Annotated in this window: 17 protein-coding genes; 7 read left to right on the forward strand and 10 right to left on the reverse strand. The window is 68.5% G+C overall.

The window, feature by feature from the left end; all coding sequences use genetic code 11:
• Window positions 1–10 precede the first annotated feature (10 nt).
• The 6 genes from BVH73_RS08310 to BVH73_RS08335 are packed head-to-tail and all read right to left on the reverse strand — an operon-like array spanning window position 11 to window position 5,965.
• Window positions 11–691, reverse strand: coding sequence for a cysteine hydrolase family protein (locus BVH73_RS08310; protein ID WP_079417745.1), 681 nt, complete (start codon window positions 689–691; stop codon window positions 11–13).
• The gene (gene biuH / locus BVH73_RS08315; RefSeq protein ID WP_079417747.1) at window positions 688–1,401 is read right to left on the reverse strand and encodes a biuret amidohydrolase; all 714 of its coding nucleotides are present in this window, start codon (window positions 1,399–1,401) and stop codon (window positions 688–690) included. Before biuH ends, BVH73_RS08310 begins: the two co-directional genes overlap by 4 nt.
• A gap of 11 nt (window positions 1,402–1,412) precedes the next feature.
• Window positions 1,413–2,483, reverse strand: a complete 1,071-nt coding sequence (locus BVH73_RS08320; protein ID WP_079417749.1) for a BMP family ABC transporter substrate-binding protein — start codon at window positions 2,481–2,483, stop codon at window positions 1,413–1,415.
• Window positions 2,484–2,514: 31 nt separating this feature from the next.
• The gene (locus BVH73_RS08325; protein WP_079417751.1) at window positions 2,515–3,438 is read right to left on the reverse strand and encodes an ABC transporter permease; all 924 of its coding nucleotides are present in this window, start codon (window positions 3,436–3,438) and stop codon (window positions 2,515–2,517) included.
• On the reverse strand, window positions 3,435–4,484 hold the full coding sequence (locus tag BVH73_RS08330; protein WP_079417753.1) for an ABC transporter permease: 1,050 nt from the start codon (window positions 4,482–4,484) through the stop codon (window positions 3,435–3,437). The genes BVH73_RS08325 and BVH73_RS08330 overlap by 4 nt, the downstream gene beginning before the upstream one ends.
• On the reverse strand, window positions 4,481–5,965 hold the full coding sequence (locus BVH73_RS08335; RefSeq protein ID WP_079417755.1) for an ABC transporter ATP-binding protein: 1,485 nt from the start codon (window positions 5,963–5,965) through the stop codon (window positions 4,481–4,483). Before BVH73_RS08335 ends, BVH73_RS08330 begins: the two co-directional genes overlap by 4 nt.
• A 337-nt stretch (window positions 5,966–6,302) precedes the next feature.
• On the opposite strand from BVH73_RS08335, the gene BVH73_RS08340 reads away from it, so the two are divergent.
• The 7 genes from BVH73_RS08340 to BVH73_RS08370 all read left to right on the forward strand — a co-directional run bounded on the left by BVH73_RS08340 (window position 6,303) and on the right by BVH73_RS08370 (window position 11,892).
• Complete coding sequence (locus BVH73_RS08340) at window positions 6,303–6,527, forward strand: AtzG-like protein (protein ID WP_079417757.1); 225 nt, start codon at window positions 6,303–6,305, stop codon at window positions 6,525–6,527.
• Window positions 6,524–7,918: an AtzE family amidohydrolase gene (locus BVH73_RS08345; protein ID WP_079417759.1), complete on the forward strand. Its 1,395-nt coding sequence runs from the start codon at window positions 6,524–6,526 to the stop codon at window positions 7,916–7,918. Before BVH73_RS08340 ends, BVH73_RS08345 begins: the two co-directional genes overlap by 4 nt.
• Before the next feature lie 79 nt (window positions 7,919–7,997).
• The gene (hpxZ, locus tag BVH73_RS08350; RefSeq protein WP_079417761.1) at window positions 7,998–8,393 is read left to right on the forward strand and encodes an oxalurate catabolism protein HpxZ; all 396 of its coding nucleotides are present in this window, start codon (window positions 7,998–8,000) and stop codon (window positions 8,391–8,393) included.
• A complete protein-coding gene (locus BVH73_RS08355; RefSeq protein ID WP_079417763.1) occupies window positions 8,390–9,136 on the forward strand; it encodes a GntR family transcriptional regulator in 747 nt (248 codons plus the stop codon). The genes hpxZ and BVH73_RS08355 overlap by 4 nt, the downstream gene beginning before the upstream one ends.
• 160 nt (window positions 9,137–9,296) lie before the next feature.
• Window positions 9,297–10,298, forward strand: a complete 1,002-nt coding sequence (locus tag BVH73_RS08360; RefSeq protein ID WP_079417770.1) for an ABC transporter substrate-binding protein — start codon at window positions 9,297–9,299, stop codon at window positions 10,296–10,298.
• Window positions 10,295–11,053: an ABC transporter permease gene (locus tag BVH73_RS08365; RefSeq protein ID WP_079417776.1), complete on the forward strand. Its 759-nt coding sequence runs from the start codon at window positions 10,295–10,297 to the stop codon at window positions 11,051–11,053. Before BVH73_RS08360 ends, BVH73_RS08365 begins: the two co-directional genes overlap by 4 nt.
• Window positions 11,050–11,892 (forward strand): ABC transporter ATP-binding protein, encoded by an 843-nt coding sequence (locus BVH73_RS08370; RefSeq protein ID WP_079417778.1) that lies wholly within the window; start codon window positions 11,050–11,052, stop codon window positions 11,890–11,892. The genes BVH73_RS08365 and BVH73_RS08370 overlap by 4 nt, the downstream gene beginning before the upstream one ends.
• A 94-nt stretch (window positions 11,893–11,986) precedes the next feature.
• Here the strand turns inward: BVH73_RS08370 and cynS are convergent, their stop codons facing one another.
• The 4 genes from cynS to BVH73_RS08390 all read right to left on the reverse strand — a co-directional run bounded on the left by cynS (window position 11,987) and on the right by BVH73_RS08390 (window position 18,700).
• The gene (gene cynS, locus BVH73_RS08375) at window positions 11,987–12,430 is read right to left on the reverse strand and encodes a cyanase (RefSeq protein WP_079417780.1); all 444 of its coding nucleotides are present in this window, start codon (window positions 12,428–12,430) and stop codon (window positions 11,987–11,989) included.
• A gap of 44 nt (window positions 12,431–12,474) precedes the next feature.
• On the reverse strand, window positions 12,475–14,274 hold the full coding sequence (gene atzF, locus BVH73_RS08380) for an allophanate hydrolase (protein ID WP_079417782.1): 1,800 nt from the start codon (window positions 14,272–14,274) through the stop codon (window positions 12,475–12,477).
• Window positions 14,275–17,955 (reverse strand): urea carboxylase, encoded by a 3,681-nt coding sequence (gene uca, locus BVH73_RS08385; protein ID WP_079417784.1) that lies wholly within the window; start codon window positions 17,953–17,955, stop codon window positions 14,275–14,277. It abuts the gene before it with no gap.
• Window positions 17,956–18,025: 70 nt separating this feature from the next.
• Window positions 18,026–18,700, reverse strand: coding sequence for an urea amidolyase associated protein UAAP2 (locus BVH73_RS08390; RefSeq protein ID WP_079417786.1), 675 nt, complete (start codon window positions 18,698–18,700; stop codon window positions 18,026–18,028).
• Window position 18,701: the final 1 nt, after the last annotated feature.

The following is an 18,701-nucleotide window of genomic DNA, read 5'->3' on the forward strand; positions in this document are numbered from 1 at the left end:
TTGCGGCGGATCACCGCGGCCGTAGGGCTTCGATCGAAGCCACCCAGCCAACGATGCCGCCTTGCGCCACGATCATGTCGAGCGTGGCCTGCTTGAACGCGGGGAAGTAGCTGGCGGTGGCTTCTTCGACCAGCAGGCCGTCGAAGCCGCGGTCGTTGGCTTCGCGCATGGTGGTCTGCACGCAGACTTCGGTGGTCACGCCGCCGAAGATCAGCTTGCGGATGCCGCGCTCAGCCAGCACCTGCGACAAGGGCGTGTTGTAGAACGCGCCCTTGCCGGGCTTGTCGATCTCGACCTCGCCTGCAATGGGCCGCAAGGCTTCGACGATGCCGTTGCCCGGTTCGCCCCGCACCAGGATGCGCCCCATCGGCCCGGCGTCGCCGATGCGCAGGCGGGGTGTGCCGCGGCAGCGCTTGGCGGGTGGGCAGTCCGAAAGGTCGGGCGCGTGCGACTCGCGGGTATGCACGACCAGCAGGCCGTGCTCGCGCGCCCAGGCCAGCAGCCGGGCTGCCGGCTCGACCGCGGCGGCGAGCAGCGACACGTTGTTGCCCAGGGTTTCGCCGAAGCCGCCGGGCTCGATGAAGTCGCGCTGCATGTCGATGAGTACCAGCGCGGTGTCGTCCGAGCGGCAGTGGAAGGGCTCGGGCCGTGCGGCGATGGTGAAGCTGCGCGGGGTGTCGGCGCTGCTCATGCTTGCGTCTCCAGCGCGCGCAGCAGTTCGGCGGAGTTGGCTACCGCGCCGAAGACGCCGCCCTGCAGGGTCACCATCTTGAGGGCGGCGGCATGGTTGGTGGCGTCGGTGGCGCCGCAGCAGTCGGCCAGCAGCAGGCACTCGAAGCCGCGGTCGTTGGCCTCGCGCATGGTGGTGTGCACGCAGACGTCGGTGGTGATGCCGGTGAGCACGAGGTTGCGGATGCCGCGCTGATGCAGGATGAGTTCCAGATCGGTCGCGCAGAACGAGCCCTTGCCTGGCTTGTCGATGATGATCTCGCCGGGCCGCGGCGCCAGCTCGGGAATGATGTCCCAGCCCGGCTCGCCGCGCACCAGAATTTTGCCGCAGGGACCGGGATCGCCGATGCCCGCGCCGATGCGCTGGCTGCGCCAGCGCTTGTTGGCGGGCAGGTCGGACAGGTCGGGGCGGTGGCCTTCGCGGGTGTGGAAGATGGTGTAGCCGCCCGCGCGCATGGCGGCGAGCACGCGGCCGATGGGCTCGATCGGCGCCCGGGTGAGCGACAGGTCGTAGCCCATGCGGTCCACATAGCCGCCGATGCCGCAGAAGTCCGTCTGCATGTCGATGACGATGAGTGCCGTGTTGGCGGGCCGCAGGTCGCCATCGAAGGGCCAGGGGTAGGGGTTGGCGGCGACCGGGCCGGCCGCCGCATCGCTGGAGAAGTCGGCCATGTCCGTACGGCTCACTTCAGGGTGCCAACCACGCCCTTGACGAAGAAGTTCATGGCGTCGACCTTGTCGCGCGGCAGCTTGCTGCCGGCCGGCACGAGTTCCTTGCCGTCCTGCCCGTAGATCGGGCCGGCCCACACGTCGAGCTTGCCGTCCTTGATGGCGGCCTCCTTGTCCAGGATCAGCTTGCGGGTGGCTGCATCCACCGAGGGGCCGAAGGGGGCGAGCTTGGCCGCGCCGGTCTTGAGATTGCCGTAGATGGCCTGCGATTTCCAGGTGCCCGCCTCCACTTCCTTGACCACGCTGGCCATGATCGGGCCCCAGTTCCAGTAGCCGCCGGTCAGCCAGCCCTGCGGGTAGAAGTGCATGTCGTCGAAGTGATAGCCGATGACCTTCACGCCGCGCTTCTTGGCCGCCTCGATCACCGGGATCGGCGAGTCCACATGCATGCCCACCACCGAGATGCCCTGGTCCACCAGGGTGTTGACCGCCGCCACGTCCTTGGACGGGTCGTTCCACGCGCCGGTGTAGACCACGGTCACGGTGGCCTTCGGGTTGACCGACTGCGCGCCCAGCGCGATGGCGTTCACGTCCTGCAGAATCTGCGGAATCGGGTGCGCGGCGACGAAGCCGATCTTGCCGTTGGCCGCGGCCTTGCCCGCGGCGATGCCCGAGAGGTACATCGCCTCATACATGTCGGCGAAGTACGTGCCTAGATTGGGGGCGAGCTTGGCGCCGCCGCAATGCATGAAGGTGACCTTCGGGTACTTCTTGGCCAGATCGAGCGCGTAGGGCAGATAGCCGTAGCTGGTGGCGAAGATGATCTTGTCGCCCGCGCCGATCATGCGTTCCATGGCCTGCGTGACCTGGGCGCTCTCGGGCACGTTCTCCAGGTAGTTGGTCTTCACGCCGGGGACGGACTTCTGCACGTACAGCCGTCCCGCGTCCTGCGCCTCGTTGTAGCCGCCATCGGTCTTGGCGCCGACATAGACATAGCCCACCATGACGTCGGCGCGTGCGGGCTGCATGGCCAGGGTGACCGCGGCCGATGCGGCGGCGATCAGGGCGAGGAATCGAAGGTTCATGCTGTTCTCCAGGAATGTGAAGGGATGTCGCTCAGGACATGCCGCGGAACACGCCGGCGAGCTCCTGAGGCATGGAGGTGCCGCGCTGGCTGGCCCGGTAGCTCAGCAACAGCACGATCAGCGGCACCAGATAGGGCAGAGTGCCGAGCAGATAGGGAGAGAGGTCGGAGCCCATCGACTGCAGCCGCAGCGATAGCGCCTCCGACAGCCCGTAGATCAGCGCGACCGGCAGGGCCAGCCAGGGGTTCCAGCGCGCCACGATCACCAGGCCCACGGCGAGCAGGCCGCGACCGGCGGTCATCTGCTCGACCCAGGTCCGGGTGTAATCCACCGACAGGGCTGCGCCGGCCAGGCCGGTGAAGGCGCCGCCCGTGAGCACCGCGGTCACGCGCAGACGCATCGGGTGTTTGCCCAGCATGCGCAGCGCATCGGCCGACTCGCCCGCCGAGCGCCAGACCAGGCCCCACTGCGTGCGGTAGAGGAACAGGCCGCAGACCACCACCAGCGCCAGCCCGAGGTAGACCGTGGGCGTGAGTTGCGAGAGAAAGCCGCCGACCACCGGCAGGTCGGCCAGCCAGCCGTGGCGCAGGCTGTGAAAGCCCTCGATCTGCTGGCCGACCAGGGAGGTGCCGTAGAACGACGACAGCCCGTTGCCGAGAAACAGGATGGCCAGGCCGCTGGCGATCTGGTTCACACCCAGGCCGAGGCAGAGCAGCGCGTGCACCGACGACAGCGCCACGCCCGCGGCGGCACCCACGGCCAGCCCCGCCCAGGGGCTGCCCGTGATGTGGGTGGCCGCGAACCCGGCGGCCGCGCCGACGAGCATCTGCCCTTCCACGCCGAGGTTCACCACCCCGGCCCGCTCGGTGAGCGTTTCTCCGAGCATGGCCAGCAGCACCGGCGTGGCCGTAAGCAGGGCGATGGACAACAGGCCGAGAAGCAGTCCCCCGTTCATACCGCCGCCTTTCGCCTGGCGCGCCAGGCACCCACGCCGAGCACGCTCATGAACAGCAGGGCCTGCATCACCACGGTGTTGGCGAAGGGCAACTGGGCAAACAGCTGCAGCGCGTCACCCGCAGAAAGAAGGCCGCCCATGACCAGTGCCAGCGGAATGATGCGCAGGAAGTTCTGTCCGGCCAGCCACGCCACCAGAAAGCCGACATAGCCGTAGCCGGACGAGATGTCGGGTTGCAGATGCGTCTGCACGTTGGCGGTCTGCACATAGCCCGCCAGCCCGGCCAGCCCACCCGCGAGCGCCATGACCAGAAGGGTCTGACGGGTGTAGGACAGCCCGGCCATGCGGGCCACGCGCGGATTGCTGCGCAGCAGGTCGAGGCCGGTGCCCCAGCGGCTCTTTTCCACCAGCACATGGAGCGCCACGGCCAGCAGCACGGCAAGGGGCAGCGCCCAGTCTGTGCTCAGGCCGCCAAGGTTGATGGAGGGGAATTTCGCGGCTTCCGGGAAGGCGATGGTGGCGGGCCAGCCCAGGTTGCCCGCATCCTTCCACGGCCCATACACCGCGTACTGGACGAGCTGGATGGCCACATAGTTCATCAGTATGGTGACGATGGTCTCGTTCACGCCCAGCACCGCCCGCAGCAGGCCGGGAATGGCGCCCCAGAGGCCGCCGCCCAGCAGCGTGAGCAGCACCGCGGCGGGCAAGAGTTGCCAGATCGGCGCCGAGGTCATGTGCAGCACGATGGCGGTGCCTGCCAGCGCGCCGAAGTAAAGCTGCCCTTCCGCGCCCACCGAGATCAGGCCCATGCGCGCGGGCAGCGCGGTGGCCAGAGCGCAGAACAGGATGGGGATGGTCTTGGTCAGGGTGGTGTTGATCGACAGGGCATTGCCGAAGGCGCCCTGCACGATCTGGTTGAAGATGGTCAGCGGCGCGTAGCCGTTGAAGAAAAAGAACGCCGCGGCGAGCAGCAGAAACACGCCGATGCCGCCCGCCGGAACGGTGAGCCGGTCGGCCAGGGTGCGCCAGGCGGTGGACGTGCTCATGGTGTAGCTCCGTGGGTCATCAGGTGGCCGATCTGCATGCGGTCGGCCGCGGCTGCGGGCAGCACGCCGACGACCTTGCCGTGATAGAGCACCGCGATGCGGTGGGCATAGCGCAGCAGATCGTCGAGGTCTTCCGAGATCCACAGCACGGCGGCGCCGCCTGCGGCCTGGCGGAACAGGGCGTCGTAGACGGCCTGGGTGGCCTGCAGGTCCAGCCCCATGGTCGGGTAGCAGGCCACGACGAAGCGCCGCGGCTCCGACAGCTCGCGGGCGATCACCAGCTTCTGCAGATTGCCCCCGGACAGCCGGCCCGAGGCCAGCCGTGTCTGGCGCGGGCGCACGTCGAACTGTTCCATGAGGTCCCGGGCGCGCAGCTCCAGCGTGTCCCAGCGCGGGAACAGCGGCATGCCGCCGAGGCGGCGAAGCGCAAGATTCAGGCTGTTGCGCATGTCGGCGGCCACCGCGTTCTTCAAGGGGTATTCGGGGATGTAGCCCTGGCGGGCGTCGTGCGGCCGCGCGGTGTCGTGGCTGTGCAGCACCTCGCCGTCGAGCAGTACGTCGCCCGCGCTGATCGGCGCCATGCCGGTCACGGCGTCGGCCAGAAGATCTTGCCCGTTGCCCGATACACCGGCGATGCCGAGCACTTCGCCCGGCGCAATGTCGAGGTCGATGCCTTCGAGCGCGAGCGTGTCGGCCTGGCTGCGCAGCCCGCGGATCGAGATGCGGGCCACCGAATCGTCGGGCGGCGCGGTCTGTGCGACCGAGCGCAGCTGGGTGTTGCCCACCATGAGCGCGACCAGCTTCTCGGCGTCGATGCCGCGCGCATCGGCCTGGTCGACCAGTCGGCCGCCCCGCATCACCGCCACGCGGTGCGCGCAGGCCCGCACGTCTTCGAGTTTGTGGGTGATGAACACCACGCTGCGGCCCGATTCGGCCAGCCGCCGCACCACCGCATGCAGGCGCTGCACTTCCTCCGGGGCCAGCACCGAGGTCGGCTCGTCGAGGATGACCAGCTGCGCATCGAGGTTGAGCACCTTGACCAGTTCGACCTGCTGCTTCTGCCCGACCGACAGGTCGGCGACGCGCCGGTCCGCGGCCACACCGGGCGCGAACTCCGCAAGCAGGCGCACCGCCTTTTCGGTGTTGCGGCGGCTGTGCCAGATTGGCGGCTCGGGGTAGGCCAGCAGCAGGTTGTCCAGCACGGTCAGCGCCGGAATCAGGCTGAACTGCTGAAACACCATGCCGATGCCCTGGGCCATCGCATCGCGCGGGGAGTCGATGGCCACCTCGCGCCCATCCACCAGCACCTGTCCGCCGTCGGCCCGGTAGTAGCCGTAGAGCACCTTCATCAGGGTGCTCTTGCCGGCGCCGTTCTCGCCCAGCAGGGCCAGCACTTCGCCGTCGCCGATCTCCAGCGACACGGCGTCATTGGCCAGGACGGGGCCGAAGCGCTTGCTGATGTCGATGAGCTGGACGTGCATGGGAATGGCGCAGATCGGGGGTAATCATGCATACATGATGGATGCTCGATCTATGCAAACGGCGTGCCAATGGTGTTCGCCCTCGCTGGATGCGCAGAGGCCGGCCGTGCCTAAATGATTGAAAGACCTGAGATCAAGGCCTTCTTCAGGATGAAGGGACTGTTTTGGCACGCGGCTTGCATAATCTCTTGTATACATATTGTGGCAACGCCATGGGCACGGTCAGCGAGGCTCGCAGCGCACCGGCACAGTGCGAAGGGGGCCTGAAAACGGTGCGGGTGCACCAACCCCTCCGGCCTCGGCATCCCGCATGAGCCGATCAGATGAAGGAGACTGCATGAACGATTCCACGCGACTTCCCACGCCAGCCGCTCCGGCCGCTGAGCTGGTCGACTGGGGTGCGCGTCAGCACGGACTGCCGCTGGATGCCGCGGCCCGCGTGCGGATTGCGCAGCAGGTCGAGCGCCTGCAACAGGTGATGGCCGTGCTCGATGGCGTGGCCTTGACGGTGCATGACGAACCGGCGCCGGACTTTGTGCCCGACGCGGAGCCCGCGCCATGAGCGGCCCCTCTGCGCCAAGCTGTGTGCCGCCGTTCGGCGACCCCTCGCTGCGGTCGGCCCTCGACATGGCCGGGGCCATTGCGTCGGGCACCCTCGGCGCAGCCGAGCTGACCCAGCACGCGCTGGACCGTATCGCCCTGGTCAATCCGCGTCTGAACGCCTTCACCTCGGTGACGGCGGATCGAGCACGGCGCAAGGCGCGCGACATCGACGCGGCGCGTGCGCGGGGCGAGCCCCTGCCGCCGCTGGCCGGCGTGCCCTACGCGGTCAAGAATTTGTTCGATGTGGCGGGCCTGACCACGCTGGCAGGCTCGCGGGTGCTGGCCAGCGCGCCCGCGGCAAGCGCCGACGCCGTGCTGGTCGACCGCATGGAACGGGCCGGTGCGGTGCTGGTCGGTGCGCTCAATATGGACGAATTCGCCTACGGCTTCACCACGGAGAACACGCACGCCGGCCCCACGCGCAACCCGCATGCCCTAAGCCACAGCGCCGGGGGCTCGTCGGGCGGTTGCGGCGCGGCGGTCGCGGCGGGTCTGGTGCCGCTGAGCCTGGGTTCGGACACCAACGGCTCCATCCGGGTGCCCTCCTCCGTCTGCGGCATCTTCGGCCTCAAGCCCACCTTCGGGCGTCTGCCGCGGCAGGGCAGCTACCCCTTTGTCTACAGCCTGGATCATCTGGGGCCCTTCGCGCGCAGTGCCGATGATCTGGCGCGTTGCTTTGCCGTCCTGCTGGGCGACGCCGCTCCCGCCGCAGGTCTGTTGGGCGAGGCCGGGCCGCTGCGCGCCGCCCTGCTCGGAGGCTACTTCCAGCAGTTTGCCGGACCGCAGGCGCGAGCCGCCGCGCGGGCCGCGGCCATCGCGCTCGGCGCGGCCGACGAGGTCGAGTTCACCAGCGCTGCCGCGGCACGGGCTGCGGCCTTCATCATCACCGCGTCGGAAGGCGGCCAGCTGCACCTCGACCATCTGCGCGACCATTACGACGCGATGGAGCCGCTATCGCGCGACCGTCTGGCCGCCGGGGCGCTGTTGCCGGCCTCGGCCTACATCCGGGCGCAGCGGGTTCGCGCCCTGGCGCGTGCCGAGGCGCGCCGATTGTTCGAGCGCTTCGACCTGCTGATCGCCCCGGCCACGCCCGTTGCGGCACAGCCTCTGGGCAGCGAGTCCTTCGATCTCAACGGTACGTCCGTGCCGACGCGCCCGAACATGGGCCTGCTGACCCAGCCCATCTCCTGCATCGGCCTGCCGGTGGTCGCGGCGCCCATGCGCGTGGCGCCCGGCGAGCTGCCCATCGGCGTGCAACTGATCGCCGCGCCGGGCCGGGAGGAGGTGGCGCTGCGCGCGGCGCGGATGCTGGAAGCCGCAGGGGCCACGGCCGCGGGCGGTGCCGCATGAGCGCCCACGCCTGGGCGCCCGAAGAGGGCGCTCTCCTTCCCTCGGGGCAGCGGTCGCGCGGCGACCGGAGGGTCGCCCAGTGAGCCTCGCCCTCAGCGCGGTGAACCTGCCCGAGGTGGTGGCGGAAGTGGAGGCCGTCTTCGCGCAATACGAAGCGGCCTTGGTGGGCAATGACGTGGCGATGCTCGACCTTCTGTTCTGGGACCACGCCGCGACCCTGCGCTACGGCGCGACCGAGAACCTCTACGGCTACGCCGAGATAGCCGCCTTCAGGGCCCAGCGCCCCGCGCAGGGGCTGGCGCGCACCCTTCGTAGGCGCAGCCTGACCACGTTTGGTCACGACTTCGCGGTCGCTAATATCGAGTTCGTCCGGGACGGCTCGACCCGGATCGGCCGACAGTCCCAGACCTGGGTCAGGCTGGCCGAAGGCTGGCGGGTGGTCGCCGCCCACGTGAGCTGGTTGGACCCCCTATGACGCCACCGAATCCCAGTCCACGTGAACAAGCGCTTGCCGCAGGGCGCGGCAAGCCGACATCGCGGGCCGTCGCGCTCTACGCCCAATTGCGGGAGGACGTGTTCGAGTTCCGGCTGCTGCCCGGCGAGCGTTTCACCGAATCCGAAATCGCCGAACGCTACGGCGTCTCGCGCACCCCGGTGCGCGAGGCCCTGTTGCGGCTGCAGACCGAGGGCCTGGTGCGCGGCTACTTCCGCAGCGGCTGGGAGGTGGTGCCCATCGACTTCGCGCGCTTCGACGACCTCTACGAGCTGCGCAAACTGATCGAGGTGCATGCCGTGCGCCAGCTGGCGGGCGGTGCCGTCGACGAGGCCAGCCAGCAGCGGCTTGGCGCGCTCGTCGCCGACTGGATCGTCGACAAGAGCGCGCGTCTCAGCGATGCCCGCGTGGTGTCCGGGCTCGACGAGGTGTTCCACACCGAACTCGTGGCCGCCGCGGGCAATCAGGAGATGCTGCGCGTGCACGCCGAGGTGACCGACCGCATCCGCATCATCCGGCGTCTGGATTTCACTTATCCCCACCGTGTGAGCACCACCTACGACGAGCACGCCGCCATTCTGCGAGCCATCCAGCGCCACAAGCCGGATCAGGCCGAGCTGCTCATCCGCGCCCACATCGACCGCAGCCGCCAGGAAACGCGCAAGATCACCCTGCATCGGCTGCAGACGGTGCGCACCGAGGCGAAGCAATACGCACCAGCGTAGGCCGGTTTCGCCCCGCCTTTTGCGCGGCGGCACCCCATCGTCCGCCTGCTTGGTAGTCGCAACCGGATGTGTCCGCGTGGCATGCAACTTGCATTCGTTCTTGTGCACAAGTTTGTGCACCGATCCATAGCGCTTTTCACTCCAAGGCGAGGATGCAACCATGACCGATACCCTTCACTCCGTTCCTTCACGCCCTGACCGCCGCCGCGTCGTGGCCGCCGGTCTGTGCCTGGCCGCAGGCGCTGCGCTGAGCCGGGTCGCCCGTGCCGACACCCCGATCCGCATCGGCTTCTGGCCAATCGCCGGCGGCATTCCGCTCTACGCCGGGGTGAACCATGGCGTGTTCAAGCAGGCGGGGTTGCAGGTCGAGGCGGTGAAATTCGCCAGCGCACAGCAGGTGGTGGAGGCGATGATCGCCGGACGCATCGACGGCTCGGCCAATGGCACGGCGTCGGCAGCGCTGGGGCTGGGCGACATCGCCGAACCGGGGTTGTGCAAGATCATCGCCTCCAACCCGTCCAACGCCAAGCTGGTGCTCGACGAAGTGCTGGTCGCGGCCAAGAGCGGCGTCAAGGCCCTCGGCGAACTCAAAGGCAAACGGATCGGCTGTGGTCCTGGTATTCAGAACGTGGTCCTGGCCAAGATCATTTTCGAGAAAAACGGCTACCCCGACTGCAAGCCCATCGAAATGCCGGTGGGCCAGCATGTCGCGGCCCTAGCCGCAGGGCAGGTCGACGCCGTCTATACCCTCGAGCCCACCGGCACGGTTGGACGGCTTGGCGGTCTGACCCGCACCCTCGAAGTCGGGGTGATCTCCAAGTACGTGCTTGGAGATCCAGATGCTCCGTGGTACGGCGGTTCGGCCTCGCTGACAGCCAAGTTCCTGAAGGCCAATCCGGCCCTGGCGCAGCGCTACATCGCCGCCTATCTGCAGGCCATCGACTTGGTGCTCAAGGAGCCGACCAAGGTGCGCCCCGACCTCGTCGGCTACACCAGCATCGATGCCAAGCTGGCCGAGGCTGTGCCGCTGCCCGGCTTCACCAACTACACGCAGTTCACGCCCGGCGACGTGGGCTATTTCCAGAAATTTTTCGACGTGTTCACCGAGCGCAAGATCTTCACACGTAAGGTCGACGTCGGCGCCATGCTCTACAAGGCATGAGCCCGCGCCTGATGCGGCTGCTGCCGCTGCTCGGCCCGCTGTTGCTGCTGGTGCTGTGGCAAACTGCCGTGTCGGCGTACTGGGTCAATCCGGTGCTGCTGCCCACGCCAGGCGCCACGCTGGCCGCACTATGGGGCAGCCTGCTCGACGGCAGCATGTGGCCGGACCTGCAGGCCACGGTGCTGCGCACCTTCTATGCCTTCGCCATCGCGGCCTTCGTCGGCGTGCCGCTGGGGGTGGCGCTGGGCAGTTCGCCGCCGATCTACCGCAGCGTCGAATTCCTCATCGATTTCTTCCGTTCGACGCCCTCCTCCGCCCTTATCCCCTTGTTCATGCTGCTGTTCGGTCTGTCGAACCTGAACAAGATCGCCATCGCCGCGTTCGCCGCGGTGCTGCTCATCCTGTTCAACAGCGCGTATGGCGTGATGCATGCGCGCAAGACCCGGGTGCTGGCGGTGCAGGTCATGGGGGTGTCGCGCTGGCATGTGTTCAAGGACGTGCTGCTGCTGGAAAGCCTGCCGCAGACCTTCGTCGGCCTGCGCACGGGAGTGAGCATGGCGCTGGTCATCGTCATCGTCGCCGAGATGTTCATCGGCTCGGACAACGGCCTGGGCCAGCGCATCATCAACGCGCAGCAGGTGCTCAACATCAAGGGCATGTACGCCGCCATCTTGCTCACCGGGGTGCTCGGCTATCTGCTCAACCTGCTGTTCTTCCTCATCGAGCGGCGATTCGTGCATTGGGGTGGAAAATGAGCGCATGGTCAAACTGGTTCGGCGGCAATGCCGCCGCCGCATCTCCCAATGCCGCGCAGCTCGTGCGCAAACCGGCGGCGCCGGGCACCCACGTCACGGTGCGCGGGTTGTGCAAGGCCTTCCATGGCGCCACGCTCTACCAGGATCTCGACCTCGACATTCCGCGCGGGCGCATCGTCTCGGTGTTTGGCCCCAACGGCTGCGGCAAGTCGACGCTGATCAATATGATCGCCGGGCTGCTGCCGGTGGACTCCGGCGAAATCCTGTTCGACGGCAAGTCACTCCGTGACACGGTCATCGGCTACGTGTTCCAGAACTACCGCGACGCCCTGCTGCCCTGGATGAGCGCGCGCGGCAACATCGAATACCCGCTTCGCCGACGCGGTATGGCCGCGGAGCAGGTGAAGGAGCGCGTCGACGCCTTGATCGACGCCTTCGACGTGCGCTTCGATCTGAGCCGCCACCCCTACGAGTTCTCGGGCGGCCAGCAGCAACTCGTATCCATCATGCGCGCGCTCGCCCCGCGGCCCGAAGTGTTGTTTCTCGACGAGCCGTTCTCCGCGCTCGACTATGAGATGACTTTGTTCATCAGAGACCGTCTGCAGCATGTCCAGCGGCAGGAAAACACCACGACCCTCATCGTCTCGCACGATCTGGAGGATGCCGTGTTCCTCGCCGACCGTATCCTGCTTCTCACACGTCGACCCACCCGTATCGCGGCCGAGCTCGAATTTGACATGCCTCGCCCTCGCAGCGCCGAGTCGGTCGCCGATCCTCACTTCGTCGCGGTGAAATCACGAGCGCTGGAGTTGTTTCGTGAGCAGGTCGCAGTAGGGTAGATCTTCGTGAGGAGGAGCCTATCGCCGATCTCCTGCGGCGTACGACCTGCGTTGCCAGGCTGCTCGCAGCGCAGAACCTATCCTGCCGTCATCCTCAATAGGTCTTGTACGGCAGAAACTTTCCCGACATGATGATGCACACACGGTCGCCTTTGGGGTCGGGCTCGCGGGTGAGGTCCATCTTGAAATCGATGGCGCTCATGATGCCGTCGCCGAACTCTTCATGGATCAGTTCCTTGAAGGTGGTGCCATACACATTGACCAGTTCGTAGAAGCGGTAGATCAGCGGGTCGGCGGGTACGACAGTGGGCAGTGAGCCCTTGTAGGGCACGGTCTGCAAGAGCTTGACTTCCATGGCGTCGAGTTCGAACAGCTTGCCCACCACCTCAGCCTGCTCCGCGGTGAAGGCCATCTGGCCAAGGCAGGCGGCAGTCACCCATTCCTTGCTTTGACCGACGGCCTGGGCCACTTCGGCCCAGCTGATGCCCTTGGCGATACGCGCGGCGATGAGGGTTTCGGTGACGTCGTTGCGGGTCATGTTGGGCTCCGGATTGAGCGGTGGATGGAACGAAGAGGCTGGTTTCAGCGCGCCGCCAGATAAGCGCGCCAGCCGCCGAAGGCCGTGATGTCGCGCGCGCCTTCCACGCCGATGGGCTCGCAGATGAAGCCGCACACGGGGGTGCCATCGGCCAGTTGCAGGGTGCCGATGCCCAGCGGTTCGGGAATACCGGCAACGAAGGAGCCGAACTCGGCCGCAGGCAGCTCCCATACCTCGCAGGCGATGGCGGCGCCGCCATCAGCCACGCGGATCAGGCCGGGGCGCTTGCCGTCCGGCAAGGCGTAGAAGCGATACAGCGGCGCGGTCTGCGTGGTGGCAACGCACCGCCCGCCACGGCGGGTGAGCTGGTGGTTCAGCGGCAGGCCGCTCAGATGGGCGCCGACGACAGCCACGCGCACCTGTCCGCTGGGCACTGGCGCGGGGGCATCCGTGTCGGACGGCGCAGGCGCAGGCGCGGGCTCCGCGGTGCCGCAGGGCGCGGCGCGGCTGTCCTGCCAGCGCCCGGCCAGATGCAGCAGAGGCACGTCCTGGTGCGCGGGGGCGAACAGGGTCACGCCCAGCGGCAGGCCGTCCTGCCGGAATCCGCCGGGCACGGCGATGGCGGCATAGTCCAGCAGGTTCATGAAGTTGGTGTAGAGGCCGAGGTTGGTGTTGAGCCGGATCGGGTCGGCCAGCATCTGGGCGCGGGTGTAGAGGGTGCCCGCCGTGGGCGTGACGACGCAGTCCACCACGTTCCACACCGGCGCGCAGATGCGCTGCAGGGCGCGCAGCTTGTACTGCGCGGCGAAGGCATCCGCCGCCAGCGGCTTGGCGCCGCCGAGGGTGATGTCGCGCGTCACTGGGAACAGGGCCTCCGGCCGGGCGTCGATGAAGGCGCGGATGGCCTCGTAGCGTTCGGCCACCCAGGGGCCGCCGTACAGCAACTTGGCCGTGTCGATGAAGGGCGCGAAGTCGATCGGCACGGCCTTGCCGCCGAGCGACTCCAGCCGCGCAACGCTTTCGCGGAAGAGGCGCTCGGACTCGGCGTCGCCGAAGAACTCGAGGTCTTTGTCCATCGGCACGCCGAAGCGGAAGGATGCGGCGCGACCGAAGTCGAAGCCGTGGGGCTCGGCGGCGCGTGAGTACGGATCGGCCGCGTCTTCCGCGGCGGCCACCGCGAGCACGCGCTGCGCATCGGGCGCGGACAGGGCGAAGATGGACACCACGTCCAGCGACCGGCAGGCCGGCACCACGCCGGTCGTCGAGAGCAGGCCGCAGGTGGGCTTGAGGCCGATGAGGTTGTTGAACGCCGCAGGCACGCGGCCCGAACCGGCGGTGTCGGTGCCCAGCGAAAAGCTCGCCAGGCCGAGCGCGACGGCCACGGCCGACCCGGAACTGGAGCCGCCGGAAATGAAATCGGGGTCGAAGGCGTTGCGGCAGGCGCCGTAGGGCGAGCGCGTACCGTTGAGCCCGGTGGCGAACTGGTCGAGATTGGTCTTGCCCATGGCGATGGCGCCGGCCGCTTCCAGCCGCGCCACCACGGTGGCGGACTGCTCCGGCATATAGGCGTACTCGGGGCAGGCGCAGGTGGTGGGCACGCCGGCGAGGTCGATGTTGTCCTTGATGGCGAAGGGCACGCCGAACAGCGGCAGGCCGTCCATGCCTGCCGCCTCCAGCGCCTTCGCGCGGGCACGCAGATGCGCGGCGTCGGGCGGGGTGATCCAGATGGCGTGGTCAGGGTACTGCGCGGCGCGCTCCAGCAGAGCCTCCACCAGCGCGGTCGGCGTGAGCCGGCCGTCGCGGTAGGCGGTGTGCAGGGCGGGGATGGTGAGGCTGTCGATCATTCAAGTCTCCGTCAGGATGAGCAAATTCTGGCCCGCGCTCACGGCGCCGCCTTCGCGGCACAGCAGTCGCTCGACCACGCCGGCGGACGGCGCGGCCACGTTGATTTCCATCTTCATCGATTCGAGGATGCACAGGGTTTCGCCAGCAGCCACGGACTGGCCGGGCTGCGCCAAGATCTTCCACACGCTGCCGGCCACCTGGCTGGCGATGGGGCGGGCGCCGTCGGGTAGGTCGAGCTCGCTATCGCTGCCGACGTCGGCCACGTTGGCGTCGCTGACCCAGTCGGCCTGGCCGCTCTGCGCCCAGCGCTCGCGCTCCTCGGCGAAGGCCTGCTGCTGGCTGGCGCGGAACGCCGCGATGGACGGGGCGTTGTCGGCCAGGAAAGCGTGGTAGTCCGCCGCGCGGAAGCGGTCTTCGGTGATGCGCAGGCGGTAGCGGCCGTGCAGGAAGTCGGCGCGGATGGTCTGCAGCTCCCCGGTACTCACGGGGAAGAAGCGCACCTGGTCGAAGAAGCGCAGCAGCCAGGGCTTGCCGTCGGTGAACTCGGCGGTCTGCCGCCACCGGTTCCACATCTGCAGGGTGCGGCCGACGAACTGGTAGCCGCCGGGGCCTTCCATGCCGTAGACGCACAGATAGGCGCCGCCGATGCCCACGGCGTTCTCGGGCGTCCAGGTGCGCGCGGGGTTGTACTTGGTGGTGACGAGGCGGTGGCGCGGGTCGAGCGGCGTGGCCACCGGTGCGCCCAGATACACGTCGCCCAGGCCGAGCACCAGGTAGCTGGCGTCGAACACGGTGCGCAGCACGTCGTCCACCGAATCCAGGCCGTTGATGCGGCGGATGAACTCGATATTGGACGGGCACCAGGGCGCGTCCTTGCGCACGCCGGCCATGTATTTCTCGATCGCGAGCCGGGTGGCCGGGTCGTCCCAGCTGAGCGGCAGGTGGACGATGCGCGAGGGCACTTCCATCGCGTCGGGTGGCGGGAGTTCGTCCTCGGCCCGCGCAAGCGCCCACATCAGGTCGCGCAGGGGCAGCACGCGGTTGTCGTAGTGGATCTGCAGCGAGCGTATGCCGGGTGTGAGGTCGACGATGCCGTCGAGCCTCTGCGCCTGCAGCCATTGCATCAGCGCGTGCACGCGCAGGCGCAGTTCCAGGTCGAGCACCAGCGGGCCGTACTCGACCAGCAGGTATTTGTCGCCCGCGACGCGGTAGCGCACACCCACCGGGTGATCGGGCACGTCCAGCCGGCCGACGACGGGCGATGAGCGATCGGGCCCTGCGGCCAGCGGCGGGTCGAGCGGGGCGCCGTCGAGCTTGGCGAGCGCGGCGTCCTGTGCGGCTTCTAGCCGCGCGGCCTCGTCCAGGCTGATGGGCACGAAGCGCACGGTGTTGCCGGGGCGCAGCTGGCCGAGCTTCCAGAGATCTGCCGCGACCACCACGCCGGGGCAGACGAAGCCGCCCAGGCTGGGACCGTCCGGGCCGAGCAGGATGGGCATGTCGCCAGTGAAGTCGATACTGCCGACGGCGTAGGCGTTGTCGTGGATGTTGGAGGGATGCAGCCCCGCTTCGCCGCCGTCGCTGCGGGCCCATTCCGGCTTGGGGCCGATGAGCCGCACGCCGGTGCGGTTGGAGTTGTAGTGAACCTCCCAATCGGTGCCGAACACCATGTCGATGTCGGCCTCGGTGAAAAAGTCTGGCGCGCCGTGCGGGCCGTAGCGCACCGCGATGTCCCACTGCGTGGCGTAGCCGGGGCGTGCGGCTTCGGGCACGGAACGGCTGGCAGGTGCGGCTGCTCCGGTTCTCTCAAGGAAACGCAGGGCCGCCCCAAGTTTCCTTGACCCCCACGGGGGGCGGGTCGGCGAGCCGACCCAGGGGGCGCTCAGGTGCAGCACGTCGCCAGTGCGCAGGGTGCGGCCGGCGTGGCCGCCGAACTGGCCGAGGGTGAAGGTGGCGCGGCTGCCTAGGTAGCGCGGCGCGTCGAAGCCGCCGACTACGGCCAGATAGGCGCGGCACCCGCCGCCCTGCGGGCTTGCGAAGCGCAGCACCTGCCCGGCACGCACGGCATGGCTGCTCCAGTTGGCGCAGGCCACGTCGTCGAGCGTGGCCTGCAACTCGGCTCCGGCGATGGCAAACACGGCGTCGGAGTTGAAGCGTAGCGTGGGCCCGGTGAGCAGGATCTCCAGCGTGGCCGCGTCCGCCGGGTTGTTCAACAAGCGGTTGGCGGCACGGTGGGCCAGGGCGTCCATCGGGCCCGAGGGCGGCACGCCCACGTCCCAGTAACCCAGACGGCCCGGCCAGTCCTGCAGCATGGTCTGCACGCCGGGTTCGAGTACGTCCACGGTGCGCGGGTGATAGGCGAGGCCGGCAAGGTAGCGCGTGGTCTGTCGGCCTGCGGCAAAGGTGGCGTCGGCCGCGACCGTGCGCAGGTAGTCGAGGTTGGTTTCGAAGCCGTAGAGGCGGGTGGCGGCAAGCGCCTCTCGCAGCTTGCGGAGGGCGTCGTCGCGGTCGGCGCCGTGGACGATGAGCTTGGACAGCATGGGGTCGTAGTAGGCGCTCACCTCGCTGCCCGGCTCCACCCAGGTTTCGACACGCGCGTCGGCGGGGAACGCCACCTCAGTGAGCAGGCCGGTCGCGGGCTGGAAGTCCTTGGCCGGATCTTCCGCATACACCCGCACCTGGATGCTGTGGCCGCGCGGCCGGTGCACGTAGCCGGCGCTGGGCGCTTCGCCGGCGGCCAGCCGCACCATCCACTCCACCAGGTCGACGCCGCTGACCTCCTCGCTCACGCCGTGCTCGACCTGCAGGCGGGTGTTGACCTCCAGGAAATAGAAGGCCCCGGTGTCGGCGTCGAGCACGAACTCCACCGTGCCGGCGTTGCGGTACTGCACGCTGCCCATCAGGCTGACGGCGGTGTCGCATAGGGCGGTGCGCGTGGCCTCGGGCAGCTTGGGCGCTGGGGTTTCCTCCACCACCTTCTGGTTGCGCCGTTGCAGCGAACAGTCGCGCTCGCCCAAGTGCACCACGCCGCCTCGGCCGTCGCCGAAGATCTGCACCTCGATATGCCGCGCCGCCTGCACATATTTTTCAAGGTAGATGCCGGCTTCCTTGAAGTTGGCGCGGGCGAGGCGGTCGACGCGTTCGAACGCCTCCTGCAAGGCATCCTCTCTCCAGATGAGCTGCATGCCGATGCCGCCCCCGCCGGCGGTGCTCTTGAGCATGACCGGAAAGCCGATGCGGCGTGCCTCGGCCAGGGCGTGTCCGGCGTCGGCGAGTAGGCCGGAGCCGGGCAGCAGCGGCACGCCTGCCTGTTGCGCAAGCTCGCGGGCGGTGTGTTTCAGGCCGAAGGCCCGCATCTGCGCCGGGGTGGGGCCGAGGAAGGCAATGCCCCCGGCTTCGCAGGCTTCGGCGAAGTCCGGGTTCTCGGACAGGAAGCCGTAGCCAGGGTGGACGGCCTGCGCGCCGGTCTGCCGCGCGGCGTCGAGGATGGCGTCCGCCCGCAGATAGCTCTGCGCGGCCGGTGCGGGGCCGATGCAGACGGCCGTGTCGGCCAGGAGGACGTGGGCGCTGTCGCGGTCGGCCTCGGAATACACGGCCACGGAACGCACGCCCATGCGCCGCAGGGTGCGGATGATGCGGCAAGCGATGGCGCCGCGGTTGGCGATCAGAACGGTGTCGAACATGACGATCTGCGGCGGGTCGTCCCGAAGGAGGGGAATGCCGCCGGGCCGTCCCGGCGGCGAGGGTTGCGGGTCAGTCCCAGATCAGCAGCCGCACGGGCGTGGGGTTGTAGGCATTGCAGGGGTTGTTGAGCTGCGGACAATTGGAGATGAGGCAGAGCACGTCCATGGCCGCGCGCATTTCCACGTACTTGCCGGGCGCGGACACGCCGTCGGCGAACTCCAGTCCGCCCTCGGGCGTGACCGGTACGTTCATGAAGAAGTTGATATTGGCAGTAATGTCGCGCTTGGTGAACGCCCCCACGGCCCGGCGTTCCCTCGCATGCCCGCCTTCGTACTGCCAGAGGCACTTGAGGAAGGTGTCGCGGCAGGAGTGCATGGGCCGTTTGTCGAGCGCGTAGCGCACGGTGTTGCTTTCGGCCGAGCAGGCGCCGCCGAGGGTGTCGTGGCGGCCGCAGGTGTCGGCGGTGATGGTGAGCATCTCGCGGCCGCGGCTGGACACGAGGCGGCTGCCTGCGGTGAGGTAGAGCGCATCCTGCTTGAGGGTTTCGGTGGCGCTGTAGCGCTCGGTGAAGTCGTCCGCGCTGTAGAACAGCGTGTCCACGGCCTGGTTGCCCTCGAGATCCAGGATGCGGAAGGTCTGGCCGGCGCGGATGGGGTGCAGCCAGCCTTCGCCGGCGGGCAGCACCTGGTCGTAGACGGCGGTGTCGGGGGTGAGCTTGCTTTCGACGAGGTTGAAGGTGGTCATG

Source organism: Thiomonas intermedia, assembly GCF_002028405.1.
Lineage (GTDB): Bacteria > Pseudomonadota > Gammaproteobacteria > Burkholderiales > Burkholderiaceae_C > Thiomonas > Thiomonas intermedia.

Excerpts from the sequence above, each read along its gene's own strand:
- BVH73_RS08310 (WP_079417745.1), bottom strand. The coding sequence starts at position 691 with ATGAGCAGCGCCGACACCCCGCGCAGCTTCACCATCGCCGCACGGCCC.
- biuH (WP_079417747.1), bottom strand. The coding sequence starts at position 1,401 with ATGGCCGACTTCTCCAGCGATGCGGCGGCCGGCCCGGTCGCCGCCAAC.
- BVH73_RS08320 (WP_079417749.1), bottom strand. The coding sequence starts at position 2,483 with ATGAACCTTCGATTCCTCGCCCTGATCGCCGCCGCATCGGCCGCGGTC.
- BVH73_RS08325 (WP_079417751.1), bottom strand. The coding sequence starts at position 3,438 with ATGAACGGGGGACTGCTTCTCGGCCTGTTGTCCATCGCCCTGCTTACG.
- BVH73_RS08330 (WP_079417753.1), bottom strand. The coding sequence starts at position 4,484 with ATGAGCACGTCCACCGCCTGGCGCACCCTGGCCGACCGGCTCACCGTT.
- BVH73_RS08335 (WP_079417755.1), bottom strand. The coding sequence starts at position 5,965 with ATGCACGTCCAGCTCATCGACATCAGCAAGCGCTTCGGCCCCGTCCTG.
- BVH73_RS08340 (WP_079417757.1), top strand. The coding sequence starts at position 6,303 with ATGAACGATTCCACGCGACTTCCCACGCCAGCCGCTCCGGCCGCTGAG.
- BVH73_RS08345 (WP_079417759.1), top strand. The coding sequence starts at position 6,524 with ATGAGCGGCCCCTCTGCGCCAAGCTGTGTGCCGCCGTTCGGCGACCCC.
- BVH73_RS08355 (WP_079417763.1), top strand. The coding sequence starts at position 8,390 with ATGACGCCACCGAATCCCAGTCCACGTGAACAAGCGCTTGCCGCAGGG.
- BVH73_RS08360 (WP_079417770.1), top strand. The coding sequence starts at position 9,297 with ATGACCGATACCCTTCACTCCGTTCCTTCACGCCCTGACCGCCGCCGC.
- BVH73_RS08365 (WP_079417776.1), top strand. The coding sequence starts at position 10,295 with ATGAGCCCGCGCCTGATGCGGCTGCTGCCGCTGCTCGGCCCGCTGTTG.
- BVH73_RS08370 (WP_079417778.1), top strand. The coding sequence starts at position 11,050 with ATGAGCGCATGGTCAAACTGGTTCGGCGGCAATGCCGCCGCCGCATCT.
- cynS (WP_079417780.1), bottom strand. The coding sequence starts at position 12,430 with ATGACCCGCAACGACGTCACCGAAACCCTCATCGCCGCGCGTATCGCC.
- atzF (WP_079417782.1), bottom strand. The coding sequence starts at position 14,274 with ATGATCGACAGCCTCACCATCCCCGCCCTGCACACCGCCTACCGCGAC.
- uca (WP_079417784.1), bottom strand. The coding sequence starts at position 17,955 with ATGTTCGACACCGTTCTGATCGCCAACCGCGGCGCCATCGCTTGCCGC.
- BVH73_RS08390 (WP_079417786.1), bottom strand. The coding sequence starts at position 18,700 with ATGACCACCTTCAACCTCGTCGAAAGCAAGCTCACCCCCGACACCGCC.